This window comes from Mycobacterium asiaticum, assembly GCF_001673365.1.
Lineage (GTDB): Bacteria > Actinomycetota > Actinomycetes > Mycobacteriales > Mycobacteriaceae > Mycobacterium > Mycobacterium asiaticum_A.
The window spans coordinates 1-20,773 of the sequence record NZ_LZLS01000201.1; the positions used below are offsets into that span (position 1 = coordinate 1).

Annotated in this window: 10 protein-coding genes; 4 read left to right on the forward strand and 6 right to left on the reverse strand. The window is 65.9% G+C overall.

Going from position 1 to position 20,773, the window contains the following annotated elements; genetic code table 11:
* Positions 1–205: 205 nt before the first annotated feature.
* Positions 206–1,585, reverse strand: a complete 1,380-nt coding sequence (locus A5634_RS23600; protein WP_253861854.1) for a dipeptidase — start codon at positions 1,583–1,585, stop codon at positions 206–208.
* On the opposite strand from A5634_RS23600, the gene macS reads away from it, so the two are divergent.
* Genes macS through A5634_RS23615 form a run of 3 tightly spaced genes read left to right on the forward strand, consistent with a single transcriptional unit; the run spans position 1,548 to position 5,306 of the window.
* The gene (gene macS, locus A5634_RS23605) at positions 1,548–2,708 is read left to right on the forward strand and encodes a MacS family sensor histidine kinase (protein ID WP_065146459.1); all 1,161 of its coding nucleotides are present in this window, start codon (positions 1,548–1,550) and stop codon (positions 2,706–2,708) included. The two genes, A5634_RS23600 and macS, sit on opposite strands and share 38 nt — an antisense overlap.
* Before the next feature lie 19 nt (positions 2,709–2,727).
* Positions 2,728–3,357, forward strand: coding sequence for a response regulator transcription factor (locus A5634_RS23610; protein WP_155769687.1), 630 nt, complete (start codon positions 2,728–2,730; stop codon positions 3,355–3,357).
* Positions 3,358–3,416: 59 nt separating this feature from the next.
* Positions 3,417–5,306, forward strand: a complete 1,890-nt coding sequence (locus A5634_RS23615; RefSeq protein WP_065146461.1) for a DUF2339 domain-containing protein — start codon at positions 3,417–3,419, stop codon at positions 5,304–5,306.
* 143 nt (positions 5,307–5,449) lie between these two features.
* Here A5634_RS23615 and A5634_RS30050 read toward each other — a convergent pair whose 3' ends face one another.
* The 4 genes from A5634_RS30050 to A5634_RS23635 all read right to left on the reverse strand — a co-directional run bounded on the left by A5634_RS30050 (position 5,450) and on the right by A5634_RS23635 (position 18,214).
* A complete protein-coding gene (locus A5634_RS30050; protein WP_081290623.1) occupies positions 5,450–6,895 on the reverse strand; it encodes a PE family protein in 1,446 nt (481 codons plus the stop codon).
* 395 nt (positions 6,896–7,290) lie between these two features.
* On the reverse strand, positions 7,291–7,683 hold the full coding sequence (gene acpS / locus A5634_RS23625) for a holo-ACP synthase AcpS (RefSeq protein WP_065146463.1): 393 nt from the start codon (positions 7,681–7,683) through the stop codon (positions 7,291–7,293).
* Positions 7,684–7,711: 28 nt separating this feature from the next.
* Complete coding sequence (locus tag A5634_RS23630; RefSeq protein WP_065146464.1) at positions 7,712–16,966, reverse strand: type I polyketide synthase; 9,255 nt, start codon at positions 16,964–16,966, stop codon at positions 7,712–7,714.
* A 528-nt stretch (positions 16,967–17,494) separates the two neighbouring features.
* Positions 17,495–18,214, reverse strand: a complete 720-nt coding sequence (locus A5634_RS23635; protein WP_065146465.1) for a DUF1906 domain-containing protein — start codon at positions 18,212–18,214, stop codon at positions 17,495–17,497.
* A 233-nt stretch (positions 18,215–18,447) separates the two neighbouring features.
* On the opposite strand from A5634_RS23635, the gene A5634_RS23640 reads away from it, so the two are divergent.
* Positions 18,448–19,599, forward strand: a complete 1,152-nt coding sequence (locus tag A5634_RS23640; RefSeq protein ID WP_065146466.1) for an aromatic ring-hydroxylating oxygenase subunit alpha — start codon at positions 18,448–18,450, stop codon at positions 19,597–19,599.
* Here A5634_RS23640 and A5634_RS28770 read toward each other — a convergent pair.
* A complete protein-coding gene (locus A5634_RS28770; RefSeq protein WP_065146467.1) occupies positions 19,596–20,768 on the reverse strand; it encodes a hypothetical protein in 1,173 nt (390 codons plus the stop codon). The two genes, A5634_RS23640 and A5634_RS28770, sit on opposite strands and share 4 nt — an antisense overlap.
* Positions 20,769–20,773 lie beyond the last annotated feature (5 nt).

Here is a 20,773-nt window from a genome sequence, read left to right on the forward strand (position 1 = left end):
CGCGCAAGCAGTTCACCGGCCTCCAACAAACCCAGCCACTCCGGAGTACTCAACGCATCAAAACTCAACTCAGACCAACGTTTTGCATAACTGCGCAGCCCCTCGACCACCTCAGTGATCTCCTCACGACTGCTGCAACCCATACCCGAATTCTAAAGACAGGGTCCGACAAGTCCCATCCAGAAGACCAGCAGCACAAACGATTTCAGGCAAGATTCGCCAGCAATAGCGCCTCGGCGATGGCGGCGCGTTCCAGCACACCGAGATCCAGGCTTTCGTTGATGCTGTGCGCCTGAGTACCGGGGTCCTCTACACCGGTGACCAGAATCTTGGCTTGCGGAAAAGCATCGGCGAACTCGGCGATGAACGGAATCGATCCGCCCATCCCCATGTCGATTGCCTCCACACCCCAGGCCTGCCGAAACGCTGCCCGGGCCGCGTCATAGACCGGGCCGGTGGCGTCGATCGCGTAGGGCTGTCCGATCTCGCCGCGGGTGACTTTGACGTGAGCGCCCCAGGGTGCGTGCCGCTCGAGGTGGGCCTGCACCGCGTCCAGATGCGCCACCGCGTCACCGCCGGGCGCCACCCTGATGCTGATCTTGGCGCGGGCCCGTGGGATCAACGTATTCGACGCTGCCGCAACAGATGTGGTGTCGATGCCGATCACGGTAATCGCCGGTTTGGCCCATAGTCGCTGTGGCACCGACCCGCATCCGATCTCGGTCACGCCGTCGAGCAGGCCGGACTCCTCGCGCACTCGTTCGGGCGGATAGTCGACCGACGCGGCGGTGCTCTCGTGCAACCCCGAGACCGCCACATTGCCGTCGTCGTCATGCAGACTGGCCAGCAGCCGCACCAGCACACTCAGCGCATCGGGCACCACACCGCCCCACAGCCCGGAGTGCAGGCCATGGTCAAGAGTGGCAACCTCCACCACACAGTCGGCCATCCCCCGCAACGACACCGTCAACGCCGGCACCTGCGTGCTCCAATTGTCCGAGTCGGCAATGACGATGACGTCCGCGGCAAGCGCATCGCGGTGCGCGGCCAGCAATCGGCCCAGCGACGGCGAACCCGACTCCTCCTCCCCTTCGACGAAAACCGTCACCCCGACCGGAGGCTTTCCGCCATGTGCCCGGAAGGCCGCCAAATGTGTTGCGATGCCTGCCTTGTCGTCGGCGGTTCCTCGCCCGTAGAGGCGGCCGTTACGTTCTGTCGGCTCAAACGGCGGCGATATCCACTGCCCGCGGTCACCCTCGGGCTGCACGTCGTGATGGGCATAGAGCAGCACGGTAGGCGCACCAGGTGGCGCCGGATAGTGCGCGATGACCGCCGGAGCACCGCCCTCGCTGACTACCCGGATATCGCCAAAACCCGCCTGGGACAATAGGTCCACCACGGCCCGCGCGCTGCGGTGCACCTCATCGCGCCGCGCCGGGTCAGCCCACACGGATTCGATTCGCACCAGATCCTCAAGATCACGCCGCACCGACGGCAGAATTTCGCGCACCCGCTCAACCAGATCAGTCACGCCCTCGAGGCTAGCTATGCTGCCGGTAATGGTGAGCAACGGTCCTGACCCCACGACACCGCTGTGGCGGGCGGCCCAGCTGTTCCGACTCTTGAGCTGCCTGTATGCGCTGGGCTTCCAGATCGCGGTCAATTCCGACCTGCGTCACCCGGCGTTGGGATGGCTGCTGTTCGCGGTGCTAGTCGCGTGGAGCGCGGCGTGCGCGATCGCCTATCTGCGCGGATTTGGCCGACGCCCGGCATGGGTGATCGCCGAACTCGTCGTTGTGGTGGCGTTGATGCTGTCTACCGAGGTGGTGGCCACTGGACAGTGGGCGCACAACAACCAGACGTGGCCGACGACGTTGTGGGCCAGCAACGCCACCATCTCCGCGGCCCTGCTGTTCGGACCGACAGGTGGCATGCTGACGGGCTTGGCCGTCACCGTGAGCAGCGAATTCGTCAAGGGCTACATCAACGTCAACCTCGGCCGCAACGCGACCATCATTGTCGAGTTGGCGGTCGGGCTGGCGGTGGGCCTGGCTGCCCGCACCGCCCGCCGCGCGCACGACGAATTGCAGCGAGCGGCACGACTGTCGGCCGCTTTGGAAGAGCGGGAAAGGCTTTCGCGCCAGGTCCACGACGGTGTCATCCAGGTGCTTGCGTTGGTCGCCAAACGTGGACACGAAATTGGCGGCGCCGCATCGGAACTAGCCGAGCTCGCCGGCGAACAAGAACGCGCGCTGCGAAGTTGGGTGACCTCGACCGACATGGAAAGCGACACCGCAACCAGCAAGACCGTCGATCTGCGCGCGTTGTTGCGCCGCCGTGAGGCCGACCGGGTGTCGATGAGCCTGCCGGGGACGCCGGTAACGATGGACGGCGAAGTGGCCGGCGAACTGGATGCCGCGGTGGGCAACGCTCTGGATAACGTGCGCGCGCACGCGGGCCCGGGCGCACGCGCCTTCGTTCTGCTTGAGGATCTCGGCGATTCGGTTACGGTGAGCGTCCGCGACGACGGGATAGGCATCGCACCGGGACGGCTCGAGGAGGCGGTCGAGCAGGGACACATCGGCATTTCGAAGTCGATTGTGGGACGGTTGATGTCGTTGGGAGGCAGCGCCGAACTGCACACTGACACCGGAGAGGGAACCGAATGGGAGCTGAACGTGCCGCGCCGAGGTCCTGGCCGTGACTGAGCCTGCCGAACCTAGAGTGATGGTCGTCGACGACCACCCCATCTGGCGCGACGCGGTTGCCCGAGATCTCGCCGACGACGGGTTCAATGTAGTTGCCACCGCCGACGGGGTGGCTTCGGCGCGACGACGCGCGGCCGTGGTCAGGCCGGATGTGGTGGTGATGGACATGCGCCTGTCCGACGGCGACGGTGTTCAGGCGACGATGGAAGTTCTCGAGGTCTCGCCGGCGACGAAGGTGTTGGTGTTGTCGGCGTCCGACGAGCGCGACGACGTGTTGGAGGCCGTCAAGGCCGGGGCCACCGGATACCTGGTCAAGAGCGCGTCGAAAGCCGAACTGGCCGATGCGGTGCGAGCCACCGCGGCGGGACGGGCGGTGTTCACCCCGAGCCTGGCCGGGCTGGTGCTGGGCGAATACCGGCGCATCGCAGCGCAGCCGAGTTCCGGTCCGACCACCCCCAGCCTCACCGATCGCGAGACCGAGGTCTTGCGTTTCGTCGCAAAAGGATTGTCCGCCAAGCAGATTGCCGAGAAGCTTTCGTTGAGTCACCGCACCGTGGAAAACCACGTGCAGGCGACGTTTCGCAAGCTACAGGTTGCCAACCGGGTGGAGTTGACGCGGTACGCCATCGAGCACGGCCTCGACCAATAGTGCGAGTTGGGTAGTCCTACTCATCCGCATGACCGCATTTCGCGGCAGGGTGGGGCACCATGACCGAACCGCATCAGGCTGACCGTGCTGTGCTCAGCCGGCTTACACACGAATTCGATGCCCTGGCCCGGCAGATGTCCCGGGTCTCCGGAGAGCTCAGTCAGCTCGACCAGTTGTTTTCCGCATCGCCCGCGCCAGTCGCTGCGCCTGCACCCGTGCCGCCAGCCCCGGTGTCGCCCTATCCAGTACCGCCCACCCCGATGCCGGCTGCCGCGGTGTCGGCGCAGCAGGCCTCGGATGCGTACTGGCAGCAGTACTGGCAGGGCTGGACGCCGGCGGTAGCGCCGCGCCGGACACCGCCGCCACCCCGACCCGCTCCCCGGCCTCGTCCCGCCCAGCCAACCAGCAGACCCGAAACCGCCGCTGCCAAAGGCGATTTCAACTGGATCGGTAAGTTGCTCGCCGTTGCCGGTGTGGCCGTGACGTTGATCGGAGTGGTGTTGCTGCTCGTCCTGGCCGCGCAGGCCGGGTTGCTGCGACCGGAGATCCGGGTGGCAGGTGGCAGCGCCCTGGCTGCCGCGCTCGTCGCCGTGGCAGCCCGGCTGCGCGGGCGACCCGGTGGCCGGATCGGCGCGATCGCGTTGGCCGCCACGGGTATCGCCACCGCATACCTGGACGTCATCGCCGTCGTCACTATCTATGAGTGGGTTCCGGCGCCCGTCGGGTTGGTGTTGGCGGCGATCGTCGGCGGCGCCGGACTGATGCTCGCCAGGCGGTGGAACTCCGAACACCTGGCGTTGTTGGTGCTGGTTCCCCTCATCGGGCTGGCACCGGTGATTACTGACGGCGTGGACCTATTGCTGGTCAGCTTCATGCTGGCGCTGTCGGCCGCCGCGCTGCCGGTGCAACTGGGCAAGGACTGGGCGTGGATGCACGCGGCTCGGGTAGCGGCCGGCACCATGCCGCTGTTGCTGGCACTGGTTTCAGTCAGCCGGCACGACAACACCTGGCTGCTCGGTGGCATGTGCGCCGTAGCGGCTTTGTTGACCGTCGCCGGAGGTTTGATCCTGCTGCCCGCGACCCGTAACAAAGCCGTGCTGGCACTATTGACCTGCGCCGGCACGGTGCCGGTGCTGGCCAGCGCTATCTCGACCGACCGGGTGCTCGCGTCGGTGCTGGCGGCGGCGTTGGCCTTCGGCATGCTCGCCGCCGCGCTGCTCGGCAAGCACGACCGGATCGTCACCCAAATCTGGTCGGCATGGTCGGCGATCGCTGGGCTGATCGCTGTGACCGTCGCTTTCGCCGGATACGTCGAAGGCCCCGTACTACTGGCCCTGGCCATCGTCATCGCCATCGCCGCCGGCCACGACGCGGTAGGCCGTTGGATCGCAGCGGCTTTCGGTGTCATCGGTACCGCCATTTTCTACAGCTACGCCCCACTGAGCTCGCTCGTGCGCGCGAGTGCGGCCCCGGCTTCTGTCGCCGTTTCCACCCTGGCGGCCAGCTTGCTCGTCATCGCATTCGCGGTCGTCATCGTTCGCGTTGTGATGCGGACGTACGCTGCCGAACAGCGAAATTCAGACATCAGCGGTCTGCTGATCGCGACAGCTTCGGCACTGGTCATTTACGCCGTTACCGCGTTCACGGTCAGCGCCGGTGTGCTGCTCGGCGGGACCGGGGGCGGATTCCTTGCTGGGCACATGGCGGCCACTATTTGCTGGATCGGTGGGGCGGCAGCGCTGTTCGTCTACGCGCTGCGCCGGGACGACGGCGAGCACCGCACCGAGACGATTACCGCCGGCCTGGCGCTGACCGGTGCGGCGACCGCCAAGCTGTTCCTGTTCGACCTGGCCACGCTTGACGGCATCTTCCGGGTCGCGGCGTTCATCATCGTGGGTTTGGTGTTGCTGAGCATGGGAGCCGGCTACGCCCGTAGCCTGGCTCGCTAGGCCGCGCGAGCACTCCCCGCGCGAGCACTCCCCGCGCGAGCACTCCCCGCGCGAGCACTCCCCGCGCGAGCACTCCCCGCGCGAGCAGACGCAGAATCGCGTTGGAGCCTGCGCTCCAACGCGATTCTGCGTCTGCTCGCGGGCTAAGTGGTGGCGCCGATGGCCTGGGCGAACTGCTCGGGCAGATAGGACAGCAGGCCCGGAACGATACCGCCGAACTCGGCGCCAGTGAGCGGGACTGGCACGCCGGGGTTGATATCGGTGATGAGTTGGGCAGCTTGCAGAGGGGCGAGAATGCCGCCTAACGGAAGCTCCGTCGTCGAGTTCAGCGAAGCGCCCCACGGGAAGGTTACTGCAGCGTTCAACGGCAGCACCGCCTGTCCGTTGAGGAAGCCATTGGCAACCACCGCGGGAGCGTCGATGGCGGCGGCGACGGCCCCGGCCACGTCGCCGGTTTGCACGGCAGCGGCGAACGACGTCACGCTCGACTGGAAAGCGCCCCCGGTTGTGACGAACGGCCCTATCGCGTCCAGGCCGATGGCCAAGGGCAGCCCAACATGTAGCGGGATGGGCGGACTGGACACGCCCATGAGGTTGATCCACTGCGACGTGTCCGTCGCGGTGTTGATGACGTTTGTGACGTTCTGCGACATCATCGCCGGGATCGAACCGGCCGGCAGCAGTCCGGTGAAGTGCTGTGCCATCTGCCCGGGAATGGACAGGATCGGCGTGAGATCTCCGACGGCGCCGTTGACGGTCACCACGACAACGCCGGAGTCGGTCACTTCGCCGCTGAAGCCGGTGATAAACGGATTCAGGAAGCCTGTCGCGAGGTCATCGACCGCGCCGTTGAAATCTCCCGCTTGCAGAGCTTGACTTGCGGCCTGAAAGCTGCTCGGCAATTCTTGCAAGCCAGCAATGAAGTCGTGATTTGCGGCCTGCAGCGACGTCGAAATAGTGTTGAAGTAACCAATTTGATTGTTGATTACCGACTGTGCCAGAACTCCGGGCTGGAAATTTGCCAAACCCTGCATGGCACTCTGCACCGAAGTGGGCAAACCGGCTATTTCGGAAGGCAGGTTCCGGATCGCGCCAGCGAAGCCAGCGCCGACCATCTGAAGGTAGCCTGCCTGGTTGGTAGCCAGCTGGCGCAGGAACGGCAGTGGATTCGCCGACAGGGTATTGCTCAGTGATTGGAGGTTGGCCGCGGTGTTGGCGAACAACGTCTGGTACGGGGCGGCGACAGAGGCCGCAAACGATTCCATGCCCTGCGCCGCACTCGCAGCGGGACCGCTAAGTAGGGCTTGAGCTGCCGCTTCCGCGCCGACGTACTGACCGGCGCTGCCGCTGAGCAGATTCACGAACTCGCTGTGGAAAGCCGCGGCCCGAGCGCTGACTGCTTGAAAGTCCTGGCCGTGAGCACCGAAAAGTTGCGCGATGAACGCGGAGATTTCGTCGGCCGCGGCGGGTGATAGCGAGGTTGTCGCCGCCGTCGCAGAAGCGGTGGCTTGACTTATCTCCGATCCAAGACCCGCCAAGTCGTTGGCCGCGGCCTCGACCAACTCCGGTATCGCGCTCACATATGACACATTCGTTCCCTTCAACTTGTTTTGGCGTTATGACCGCCAGTCATCGACCTCCAAAGAATTTAGGCCGCAATTAGACAGATGCCAGCGCTCCCAGGGAACTGACAGGATCTTCTACCCAAGCATTAAGAATCCATCTTAAACAGCACTTATTGCCCCAAATCCAGGGGATTTGCGGCGACATTATGTACTGAAATGCAGGGCCAGCAACACTTCGGCCGGCAGGGCTGGAACGACTAAACGGCACCCCGTCTGATGCCGCGAGCCAGGCTGGTCGAACCGGCCAGTAACTTACTGCCGAGTAATGTTGGTCACCGCAGCGTAACTCCGACGCCGGGCATGCGCAATCCCCAGCACGGCCCCGCGCGCGGCGCTCGCGCTCTAGCTTCGAGCAGCGCTTAAGAGGTCTCGAGGATCGCTACCGCGGCGGCGGTGTCGGCGTCGTGGGTCAGCGACACATGGATCGTCACGTCAGCCAAGTGCTTGGCGATCTCCCCGCTCAACCTGACCCGCGGCCGTCCCCACATGTCGGTGACCACCTCGATGTCGCGGTAGATGTCCTTAGGCAACACGGGTCGCTGCGCGAACCGCGAACCCGACCACGCCTTGATCACCGCTTCCTTGGCGGCCCAGCGGGCCGCCAGGTGACGTGCGGCCGACGAACTTTTGTCGGACGCGTCGCGACGCTCACCTGGAGTGAAGGTCGCCGCGAACACCGTCCCGGGCTGGTCAACCTGCTCGGCAAAATCCGGTATGGAGACAAGGTCAATCCCGATGCCGACGATGCCCATGGGTCGCCAGGTTAACGGATACCCGAAGTCATTCGGCAGCTGCCCGGTAGGCGTCAGCGTCGCTCAACCGGGCGGCTGGGTTCAGCAGCATTGCCGCCTCCTGAGGCTTCTCCGCCACGTCGTGATCGAAGCGACGATCCGGCGGCCGCTGATACATCGGTTCCCCGCCGGCGATGGCCGAGACTAGTCGACGCTGACCCGCGAGCAGCCGGCCGTCAGCACGCCGCTGGTATTCCGCGCGCTGCGCAGGATCCAGCGCCGCTATGAATGCCTGCGGATGGACCAGTGCGACCAATCCCGACACGTGACCGAACCCGAGGCTGGTCAACATGCCGGCCTTGAGCGGGAACTTGTCGCCGACTCGCAACGTATCGCGCAACCAGACGAAGTGCGAGGAGCCGGCTAGGTCGTCGTCGACGCAGTCCAGGCTGCGGTTTGGCGGTATCACCCCGTCGCGCAACATCTGGCACAGGCCCATCATCTGAAAGACCGCCGCGCCGCCCTTGGCATGCCCGGTCAGGTTCTTCTGCGAGACCACGAACAGCGGGGCGCCCGCAGAGCGGCCCATCGAGTCAGCGAGCCGCTCGTGCAACTCGGTCTCGTTGGGGTCGTTGGCCAGCGTCGACGTGTCGTGCTTAGAGATCACGGCAACGTCGTCGGCGCTCACTCCGAGCTTGGCCAGCGAGCGCACCAGCGCTGAATCCCTGCCGCCGCGGCCCGCACCCAGCGCCCCAAGGCCCGGAGCCGGAATCGAGGTATGCACCCCATCCCCGAAGGACTGCGCATACGCGACCACTGCGAGCACCGGCAACCCCATCCGAAGCGCCAGATCACCGCGCGCCAGCAGGATGGTACCGCCGCCCTGAGCTTCGACGAAGCCGAGCCGGCGCCGGTCGTTTGGCCGGGAGAACTTCGAATCCTCGATGCCGCGGCCGCGCATCATCGACGTGTCGGCCGTGGCGGCCATGTCGCCGAAGCCGATGATGGCTTCCAGCGTGAGGTCGTCCAGGCCGCCGGCCACCACGAGCTCGGCCTTACCCAGTCGAATCTTGTCGACGCCCTCCTCGACCGACACCGCCGCCGTCGCGCATGCGGCGACCGGGTGGATCATCGACCCGTAACTGCCGACATAGGACTGAACCACGTGTGCGGCAACGACATTCGGCAATACTTCCTGCAGGATGTCGTTCGGCTTGTTACGGCCGAGCAGGTTTCCGTGGTACATGGTCTGCATCGACGTCATGCCACCCATGCCGGTGCCCTGGGTGCTCGCCACCAGGCTCGGGTGCACATAGCGCATCACTTCTGCGGGACTGAACCCGGCAGACAGGAACGCGTCGACGGTCGTGACGATGTTCCATAGCGCCACCCGGTCGATCGAGGTCGCCATGTCCGGACTGATGCCCCACACCGTGGGGTCGAAGCCGGTCGGGATCTGCGCCCCGACCACACGGGACAGCTTGGTCTTGCGCGGTACCCGGATCTCGGTGCCCGATTTGCGCGTGACCTGCCAGTCGCTCGAGTTGGGCACCGGCCTGATCACCGTGTGTTCCGGCTCGAATTCGACGAACGCCCGGGCCTCGGACTCCGACGACACCACAAAGGTGAAGTCCTTGTCCAAGAACACCGACACCAGAAGTGGCGAAGCGTGGTCGGGATCGATCGCACCGTCATCGACGAACTCGCGGATACCGCAACGCTGCACCACAATGTCGTGGTAGCGCTCGACCAACTCGGACTCGTCTACCAGATCGCCGGATTGCGTGTCGTACCAACCCGGTTGGGGGTCATCCTCCCAGCGGATCAGTCCGGTCGTCCAGGCCAATTCGAGCACACCGGCGGCCGACAGTTCGTTCTCGACTTCCATCTCGAACCGGGTGCGTGAGGAACCGTATGGCCCGAGTTCGGCGCCACCGACGATCACGACCAGGTCGGCCGGGTCAACGTCGAGGTCATCCCACTGCGGCGGGGGCGCCGGGGTGAACCCACGCGGAGGTGACGGCAACGCCGCGATGGTGCCCTCAGCGGTTTCGTCCGCATCGGCGGCACCCTCCCCTGACATTTCCTCGCGCGCCTTCGCGGCCAACGCCGCCATGTCGAGTTCGACGTCGGCCAGGCCTCCGGTGAAGTCCGCCTTGATCGGCGAACCTGCTGCGGCGACTTTGGATTCGACGTCGCACAGGCCTAGCAGCATTGCGGCCATCTCATCGGTCGAGTAGGTATTGACACCCGCCTCTTCGACCGCGGTGACGATGGCGTCGTTGTGTCCCATCAGCCCGGTGCCACGGGTCCAGCCGATCAGCGCGTGCGCCAAACTGACCCGCTCAGCCCATGAGGTTTCGGCGTGCCAACGGGTCACCACAGCATCTAGCGCCGACTTGGCTTCTCCGTAAGCTCCATCCCCGCCGAACATTCCGCGGTTAGGCGAGCCGGGCAGCACCACGTGCAACCGCGACGCGATGTCGCGCTCAGCACCGATCTTGGACAGACCGCTGATGAGCCGCTGCACAGCCCACAACAGGACCTTCATCTCCATCTCGGCACGCGCACCCACCTCGGACAGGTCCCCGACGACACGTGGCGCCGCGAACGGGAACAGCAGCGTCGGGGTCTGGGCGTCCTTGAGGTGAATCGACTGCGGTCCAAGGCTTTCGGACTGCTCGTTGCCGATCCACTCGACCAGGGCGTCGATGTCGGAGTACGAGGCCATGTTGGCCGGTACCACCCACAGTGCCGCCCGGTAGCGAGCATGATCGCGGTAGAGGTTGCGGTAGAACGCCAACCGTTCGTCGTTGAGCTTGGAGGTCGTCGCGATGACCGTACCGCCACCATCGAGCAGCCGCGCCGCCACCGCCGACGCGATCGAGCCCTTGGAAGCTCCTGTCACCACAGCGATTTCGCCGCTGTAGGGGCCGGGGTCGGGGTTTTCGGCGCCGGCCGCGATCCGACCGTACAGCGAGGCGTGGATCTGCTTACCCGCAGCCAGCGACCTGCCCTGCCACCAGGTGGCCTGGGTCGCGACGACGTGCCCGGTGCCCTCGAAGCGCTCCGAGAGCCGCACCCAGTCGGAGTCGATGTCGCCCTCGTCGGTTAGCCACAGCTTGACCAGATCCTCCCGCGCACTGGCCCAGCGGTCGTCGAAAACGACCGCTTTCTTACCGTCGAACGTCGGAGCCACCAAACGTGGCCAGTCGGCACCCAATTCGGCGGTAACCAGGTCGATGAGCTCCGCATCGGTGGTGGCCGGCGAGGCGGTGACCGGGTCATCCAGACCCAGCTGACCCAGCACCAGTCGGGCCGCCGAAGCCAGCACGCCGTCGCGGCCGGTGATCTGATCGGTGAACTCGCTCAGTGCCGCCGCATCCACGGTTGCGCCACCGCCGCCGCCAGCGGACGGCAGTGATACCGAAACACCATGGCGCGCAGCCACTGCGGCCACCGCCCCATCGATGACCTTGTCGACAGACGCGGCGTCGGCCAGCGCACCCTCGTGCAGGTGCCCCATGGCACCGCCACGCACGCTGGTGCCTTCCCGGGTCCCCAACGCCACCTCCACGGTGACGTGCTTTGCCCAGCCCTCGCCGAGTTCCCAGGTCTTGGTCACCCGCTCGGCGATCGCGGCGGGCCGCTTGCCCGACGGTCCGAGCACCGTACGCAGCTGATCGTTGATTGCATCGGAAAGCACTGGGCCGTAAGGCTTGTAGGTGCGGGCCAGCTTGGTCACCTGCGCCCGCAAGCCGGCCAGGTCGGCTTCGGCGGCGCCGTCGATCGCGCCGAGATTCAACTCGGAGCCCAAGTCGACGAGCAGCTGGTTACGCCGCGACGAAGCGCCGTCGGTGATGGACTCGATCGAGTCCAGCGTCTCGATCTGGTCGATGCGCATCTTGGCCGAGATCGCGATGAGCGCCAAGGTCGCGTCGGCGGCGTCGAACGTCAGATCGGCGGGACGCGGACCTCCAGACGGCGCTGCCGGCGCAGGCGCTGGGGCGGCCTCCACCGCGGCGGCGATCTCCGGTGCCGCAGCGGCATCTTCGATTGGCTCGTCCTCCGGCTCCGGGTCGGTGTCGGTGGCAAACAGCACCGCGGCGTCGCGCTCGGCATTGAGCACTTCCACTGTGCTGTGGGCATATTCGGGCAACTTGAGGGTGTTGGTGGCGAGGCCGGCGACGGTCGGCGCCGTCTTCACGCCGATCTCGACGAACCGCTCCACGCCTAAACCGCCGGCCGCGTCCTCGATGAACAGCAGGTCCTGCGTCTCGATCCAGCGCACCGGGCTGGCGAACTGCCAGGCCAGCAACTCGATCAGTACCTTGCGGGCCAAATCGCGCGGCCGCTCGTTTCGCCAGGTGTCGTAGTCGTCGAGAATTTCGTCGAGCGGCTCGGCGGGCACCAGATCCCGGATCTCCTGGATGAAGTCGCGGTCCAGGGTGAACGGCCGCGGCACCAGGTTGGGAATGTAGCGCCCGAGGATCAGCTCAGGGTCTTTGTCGCGCGGCATGAGCCGTTCCAGGGAGCGCCGGAATTCGGCCACCCCGACCCGCAGCACTCGTGAGTGGAACGGCACGTCGATACCGGGCACCAGGATGAACGAGCGCTTGCCGCCGGTGATTTCGCGGCGCCGTTCCACCTCAGCTTCCAACGCCTCGAGTCCGCGTACGGTACCGGCGATGGCGTATTGCGAGCCGCGCAGGTTGAAGTTGACGATCTCTAGAAACTCGCCAGTATTCGCCGCGATTCCGGCGACAAATTCGGTTACTTGATCGTCGGGCAGGTCGATCTGGGACGGACGGATTGCGGCCAACCGGTAGTTGGACCGGCCCAACTCGTCGCGCGGCACGATGTCGTGCATCTTGGAACCGCGATGGAACACGGCTTCGAGCAGCGCATCGAGTTCGAAAACGCCACTGACGCAAGCTAATGCGGTGTACTCACCGACGGAGTGGCCGCAGGCGATGGCGTCTTCGACAAAGGCGCCCTGCTCACGCATCTCGGCGACCTGAGCGGCCGCGACCGTCGCCATCGCGACCTGGGTGAACTGCGTCAGGAACAGCACGCCGTCGGGGTGGTGGTAGTGCACACCGCTGGCGATGATGCTGGTCGGGTTGTCGCGCACCACGTGCAGCACCGAGAATCCCAGCGTGTCGCGGGTGAATCGGTCGGCCTCGTCCCACACCTTGCGGGCAGCCTTGGACCGGGCCCGGACATCCATGCCCATGCCCTTGTGCTGGATGCCCTGGCCGGGGAAGGCGTAGGCCGTCTTCGGCGATGCCAGCCGTGCGGTCGCCGACATGACCAGGTCCGAGCCGATTCGGGCGGCTACTTCCAAAACCTCTGCGCCCTGGTCGATTCCGACTCGTTCGACACGGAAGTCCACCTCGTCACCGGGGCGCACCATGCCCAGGAACCGTGCGGTCCAGCCGATCAGGCGCGCCGGCGGCCGGGCCTGTCCATCGGTGGCGGTCACGGCGTGCTGGGCTGCGGCCGACAGCCACATGCCGTGCACGATCGGCGAGTCCAGGCCCGCCAGCAGCGCGGCGGCCTTGTCGGTGTGGATGGGGTTGTGGTCACCGGACACGACGGCGAAGGGGCGCATGTCTACTGGCGCGCCAATGGTGACGTCGCGACGTCGGCGGCGCGGGGTGTCGGTGGCGTTCTCCGATACCGCGCCACCGGCCCGGACGGGGTCGGTGAGTTCTGCGGACCCGGTCCGGCCCAGGATCGCGAACCGCTCCTCGAGCGTCGCGACGGATGTGCCGTCGCTGTCGGTGATCGTGACCGTGACCGGCACCACGCGTCCCATGTCGGTGTCGGTGGCTTTGGAAGCCGTTGCAGTGACAGTCAATTGGGCCGGTACGGTCGGCAGCGGCCCGGCCAGCCGGGCGGCGTGGTCCAGGTGCACCAGGCTGAGCAGACCTTCGACGACGGGTGCCCCCGCCTCGGTCGATGCCTCACCGATGGCCGCGAAAACTGCTGGCCAGCAATGGCCGACGAGTGCGTCCGGCACGGTGGTGAGGCTGGGGGCCAGCGGCTCGCCGAAGGTGGCGGTTACTCCGGTGTGGTCGGCGACCCGCTCGGGATCCCAGTTCACCGTGAGCGTTGCCGTCCCGTCGACCACCTCGGGCAGCGACTGCGGTCCGTCGACACCGGCAGCGATGGCAAGTACGGAACGCATTGCGGCGGTGGCATCTTCGGTGGACACCACCGGGATGCCGCCGTCGAGGGTGTTGGCGGGCAGGGTGAACTGTATGTCGATCCAGGTGCCCGACACCGGCACGCTGAGCACAACGCTGCCGCCCGCGGAATTGACCTGCAATCGCGAACCGGTGGAAGTGTGTGTGGCGGTGCGGTTTTCGTGCACCTGCCAGTCGGCGGGATCGGCGATGCGGTGCACCGGGTTGGTGGTGGTGCGCCCTGCCCACAACACGTCCGGCGCGTCGAGCACGACCGCCAGCGGTCCACGGAGGTCGGCGCGCCCGATTCGGCGCGCGGTCACGTCCTGGGGTTCGGCACCCGATGATGCCAGCACCTCGAGCACCTCGTCGATTGCGGCCTGCTCGAAGCGGTCCAGCAATTCACCGACGGGCTCGTCCATCCGGGTGATGCCGGCGACGGCCGCGGGGCCGGGGATGATGCACACCTGGTCGGCGTCGTAGCGGGCGTCGTGCGCCTGCCACAGCGAGTCACTGCGCCACCAGCGCCGGACATCCTTGTCGATGACCGGCACGAAGTTGACCGGCTTGCCCAGCGTCTTGCACAAGGTGACGAAGAACGGCACGTCGGCGGGGTGCAGGTGCACGTTCTGGGCGTCTGGGTAGTGCTCGAGCAGTGTCGCGATGGCCTGTTCGGGGTCTTCCAGCAACGCAGCATTGTCGAACAGCGTCTCGATCGGGCCGAAGTCCTTTGCATGCAACCGGGCTTCGGTGCGCTTGAGCATCTCCTCGAAGCGGTCGCGCCAGGTGTCGGCCAACCACGGGCTACCCGGTGCGGCGGTGTCGGCGGTCGAATTGCCTTCTCCGATAGCCAGTTCGACGTAGCGCTGCAGCCACTGCAGGTAGGTCATCTCGGCCACGTCGCCGAAGTAGGGCTTGGCGGTGTTGGCCATCGCGGCGATGATCTCGTCGCGACGCTCCGCGACCGCATCCGGGTCGCCGGCCACTTCGTCGAGCAGTTGCCCGCACCGCGACGCGCTGTTGTCGATCTCGTGAATGTCAGCGCCGAGCTGGCTGCGGCTGGAAGCCATGCCGCCCTGGGCTTTTCCGGCACTGATCCAGTGGTCGGTGCCTTTCGTGTCGACCAGCATCTTCTTGACCGAAGGCGAGGTGGTGGACTCCAGGGTCGCCATCGCGGCGGTGCCGACCAAGATCCCGTCGATCGGCATCAACGGGAAGCCGTAGGCCTGCGCCCAGCGGCCGGACAGGTACTCGGCAGCCCGCTCCGGGGTCCCGATGCCGCCACCGACGCACACGGTGATGTTGGCGCGCGAACGCAGCTCCGAGTAGGTCGCAAGCAAAAGGTCGTCGAGGTCTTCCCAGGAGTGGTGGCCGCCGGCTCGCCCACCCTCGACATGCATGATCACCGGGCGCGTCGGCACCTCGGTGGCAATGCGGATCACGGAGCGGATCTGCTCGATGGTTCCGGGCTTGAAGACCACGTGACTGATGCCGATGTCGTTGAGCTCTTCGATCAGTTCCACGGCTTCTTCGAGATCCGGGATGCCGGCGCTGACCACGACGCCGTCGATCGCAGCGCCGGACTGGCGCGCCTTCTGCACCAAGCGCTTGCCGCCCAGCTGCAGCTTCCATAGATAAGGGTCCAAGAACAACGCGTTGAACTGGTAGGTGCGGCCGGGCTCGAGCAGGCCGGACAATTCCTCGATGCGGTCGGCGAAGATCTCTTCGGTGACCTGGCCACCACCGGCCAGCTCGGCCCAGTGCCCGGCGTTGGCCGCGGCGGCGACGATTTTGGCATCGACGGTGGTCGGGGTCATGCCGGCCAACAGGATGGGCGACCGGCCGGTCAAGCGGGTGAACTTGGTGGACAGCTTGACCCTGCCATCGGGCAGTCGCACCACCGTCGGCGCATAGCTGGACCAGGCGCGCGCCACCTCCGGGGTTGCCCCGACAGTGAACAGATTGCGCTGTCCGCCGCGGGTGGCCGCGGGGACGATGCCGATACCAAGGCCGCGGATCACCGGCGCCGTCAGTCTGGTCAGGATGTCGCCGGGGCCCAGGTCAAGGATCCACCGAGCGCCGGCGTCGTGGACGCGGGTGATCTCTTCGACCCAGTCGACCTTGGTTACCAGGATGGCGTCGGCCAACTGGCGGGCCAGCCCGACATCCAAGCCGACCTTCTCGGCCCATCCGCCGACGATGTCGATGCCGTCGGCCAGGCGCGGCGTGTGGAAGCCGACCTCGACCCTGACCGGGTCGAACAGCGGCGCGAAGACGTCGCCGCCGCGGATCTTGTTCTTGCGCTCGGCTTCTTCCTTCTCCGAGATCTGCTTGCAGTACAACTCGAAGCGCGACAGCTGCTCGGGGGTGCCGGTGATGACCACCGATCGACGGCCGTTGCGGATGGACAGCACGGGCGGAAGTACCGTGCGGACGTCTTGAGCGAATTCGTCGAGTAGCTGGCCGATCCGCTCGGGGTCAGCGTTGGTGACCGAGACCATCGGCGGGCGGTCACCGAGAATCGAAATGCCTCGCCGGCGGGCAACCAGGGTTCCGGCGGCGCCGATCAGCTGCCCTAATGCCAGCAACTCCACGTCACGCGTACCGCCGGCCTTGAGCGCCTCGACCGCAAGTACGCCCTGCGAGTGTCCCGCCAATGCAACCGGCGGGGTGTTGATCAGGTCCATGCCCTGGCGGGCCAACGCGCGGATGGCGGCGATCTGGGTCAGCAGCACGCCCGGCAATGAGACCGCGGACGACGTCAAGTGCTTCTCGGAGGGAACCGGATCCTCGGCCGCCAACGCGCGTACCCACTGCAGCGGCTCAAAGCCGATCGGACGCACCACGACCAGCTCTTTGGCGACCGGCTCCAGCAGCAACTGGACCTCGCCGACCAACTCGGCCAACTCTGATTCGATGCCGGCGCCGGACACCAGTTCTTCCAGCGTCTCCAGCCAGGCACTGCCTTGCCCGCCGAACGCGACCGCATAGGGCTCACCTGCCGTCAGGCGATCGACCAGAGCATGAGTACTTTGCGCTCCACTGCCATTGCGGTTTGCGGAAACATCCCCTCGCTCCGCTGGGGACCCCGCCTCGTGCTCGTGGATCGTCACCTTATGTCTCCCTATGCATCTACGTCTGTGCGTCTTGGCTCGTTCGGCCAGTTCCGGACTCGTCCCCGCCGAGTGCCCGTCAACTCCCCGGCGATTCCGCGTCGAATCACGGCCGGCAATCGTCTAACCGGTGCTGTATTGGCGGCCGGCACGTCGTCGAGCGGGGCCATGCACTGCACTCAGTCCCAATAAGAGTGTCATGAGAACCTATACGAATTCTTGGCGCCGATTGGTTACTGGCGAGTTCTACGCACGGGTAACCGTGTCGCGGGTAACACCGGCTGAAACGGCCGACGCGGGTGTCGCTGACAAACGTCCTGCATGCAGGTGGTTACGGTCGAGTAGCTATAACGGTGCTGTTCAAGGCAGTATTGTTACCAAATCGTTATGTCAAAAAATTTTACTCCGCCGCGGCTGCTTTGCGGCACCGGCCGACACCGCGCGCATTCATCCGCGTAGCCGACGGCGCGGATTGAGCGAACGAGTGTTTGCTGGAACGGATCTCAGGTTCTTAGGAACGCAGCCCGCTCACGCCCATTGGCCGAACTGCGGCTTGAGAATTTCGTTGATGTCGACCCCCACCCCGCCAACCGTGCGCTTGTCGATCTCGACCTGGTGTAGATGCGCCGCGGGATGGGTGTAACCCTTCGGCGAGCCCCAGTTGTGCTGCCAGAAGTAGGCGCCCAAGCCGTCGTGCACCGCCCAATCGATGGTTTTGGAGTTGGCGTACACACCTGTTCGTTGATGCCCGACGACCGATTCCCAGGAGCGCAGGTACGGCACGATCTGGTTCTTGTACTGGTCATGTGACGGGTCGTCGTCGATCGAGGCGTATATCGGGGCGCCAGCCGGACCGCCGGCCGCCGCGTGCAGTTCGGCGCCACGCCGCGCGTGCTGGACACCGGCGGCGGCGCCCCCCAACCAGTCCGAGGTGCTGCCCTTGCCGAATTGGTAGCAGGAGACGATCTTAAGTCCGCTTCCGTGCAGGTCCTGGGCTTCGGCGAGCTGAATCGGCTTGCCCAGCATCCAGGACCCGCCGGGGCGACGGTCTGACACGTACCGGATCGCGCCGATCGCACCCGACGCCCTGATCTCGCTGGCCGGGATGACGCCGGCCGCATAGTCCAGCAGGGTGCCGAGCGACGCTGAGGCCGGAGCAGCGCGCAATGACGCTGCGGCAGCGCCAAGGCCTAACAACCCCGGGGTCGCCGCGGCAAGCTTGAGCACATCACGCCGAGACACCGACACACGCCACAGGTTAGGGCAGAAACATCACAAGACACATTGGCCACACCGACTCACTTCCTTTCCATTGACTCTGCGCTGAGGGCGCAAAAGTGCGAGTAGGTCGCGCCGTCAGCGCAGAGCCAACGTCGCTGACACGGGTTGGCTTTGCACCGTCAGCGGTTGGCCGAGCCTTGCTTTCACTATAAAGTTAGTAAAGTTAGCTTCGATCAGCCAAGCGTCAACAGGGGTTTCAGTTGGATCACGACCAGCTCATCGATCTCACCCGACGGGCTTTGAAACTGGCCCGCGACAAGACCACCGACCTTGCCCCTGCTACGCACCGCGTCGATGCGACCGAATACACCTCCCGCGAGCGGCACGAACGCGACCGCGCGATGGTGCTGTCGAGCCCGCAACTGGTCGGCTACGCATCCGAACTTCCCCGATCGGGCGCCTACTGCACCAAGACGGTGATGGGCCGGTCCATCCTGCTCGCCCGGACAGCCGACGGCTCGGTCAAAGCGTTCGACAACGTCTGCCTGCATCGGCAGTCCCAGGTCGCCGTCGGATGCGGCGTCGCCAAGCGGTTCACCTGCCCGTACCACGCCTGGACCTACGACAACACCGGCCGTCTGGTCGCCGTGCCGGGCCGCGAGGGATTTCCCGAGACGACGCTGAAGTCCGACGGCTTGACCGAGTTACCTGCCACCGAATTCGCCGGATTCCTCTGGATAGCACTGGATCCCGGCATCGCCCTGGATGTCGCGGCGCACTTGGGACCGTTGGCTGAGGAACTCGACTCATGGAGCATCGGGCGATGGGCACCGCTGGGCGAGAAGGTGCTCGACTCCCCCATCAATTGGAAGCTGGCGGTGGATACCTTCGCGGAGAACTACCACTTCGCCACCGTGCACCAGCAGACTTTTGCGACGATTGCGCGCAGCAACTGCACGGTGTTCGATGCCTACGGGCCGCATCATCGATTGATCTTCCCGTTGAACACGATTCTGGATCTGGAGAATATTCCCGAGGATCAGTGGATTCCGTTCAACAACTTCGTCGTCATCTACGCGCTGTTTCCCAACATTGTGATTTCGGTGACCATGGCTAATGGCGAGTTGTTCCGCGTCTATCCCGGCGACCGGCCGGGCCGGTCCATTACCGTGCACCAAAATTCGACGCCGCTGGATATGTCCGACGAATCAGTAGCCGCAGGCGCACAAGCGGTCTTCGAGTACGCGCACGCCACCGTCCGCGACGAGGACTACCAATTGGCCGAAAGATTGCAGGCTAACTTGGAATCCGGTGCGCGCGAACAACTTCTGTTCGGCCGCAACGAGCCGGGTTTGCAGCATCGCCATATTGAGTGGCAGCGGGCTGTCGACGAGGCCGCCACCGCCGGTTAGCCCGGGTTGCCGTCATCACCCCGGGCGCCGTTGTAGGCGTCGCCGCCATGACCCGGGTCCCCCGGGCTGCCATTCGTTGCATAGGGGCTCGTACCCGTGCCGGCCGCCCCACCGCTGCCTACGGTGCCGTGCTCGCCGCCGGACCCACCGATGCCTCCGCCGCCCCCAAGGCCGGTTACACCTTGCTGGCCGCTTAACAGCCCACCGCGGCCGCCGGTACCGGCGTAGCCGCCATCACCGCCGGCTCCGCCACCACCCCCATGTCCAGCGTCGCCGCCGTTGCCCCCGTTGCCGCCGTGCGCCCCGACACCCGGACCGAAAGTGGATTGACTCACAGCATCAGCACCATTGGCGCCGTTACCGCCCATGCCACCTCCACCGCCCATACCGCCTGCGCCTCCCAAGCCGCCGTTACCGCCGCCGCCGCCATTGCCGACCAGCCAGCCGCCAGCGCCCCCTTCACCGCCGGAGCCACCGGCACCCCCTCCGCCTCCGGTGCCGCCCTCGCCGCCGTTGCCGCCGTTGCCGCCCTTGCCGCCAATGGCGTCGACGGAGACCGAGACGGCGCTGTCGCCACCAGGTGTGCCGGAGAAACCGCCAGCGCCACCCTTGCCGCCGAAATCACCGGTGCCGCCGCCACCGCCCGTGCCGCCGCTACCACCCATGCCGCCGTCACCAACGAGCCATCCGCCACGTCCCCCGGCACCTCCGGCACCGCCCGCCCCGCCCGTCTGGCCACTGGTCCCGATACCGCCGACGCCACCGTCGCCGCCACGGCCCGCAACTGCGGTGCCGTAGTAACTCACTGCTTCTCCGCCCGCTCCACCCGCGCCACCGTCAGCACCACCAGCGCCGCCGGCGCCGCCATTTCCGCCGTAGCCCGCAACCGCTATCGAAGTGTTGTCGAAATCGATCGTCGCATTACCACCGGTGCCGCCATTGCCGCCGTTGACACCGAACCCCCCGGCTTGACCCGGTCCGCCGGTGCCACCACCGATAGAGACATGCGGAACGAACTCAATATTGCTTGTCCCATTACCGCCGTCCAAGGCTGGATTAATTACCGGCGTGGGGTTAATCCCTTGGGCGCCAGTCATGCCGTTGCCGGTGCCGGTGTTGGCGATGCCGAAGTTACCCAGCCCGTTGTTAAAGATGCCGAAGTTGCCCATGGTCG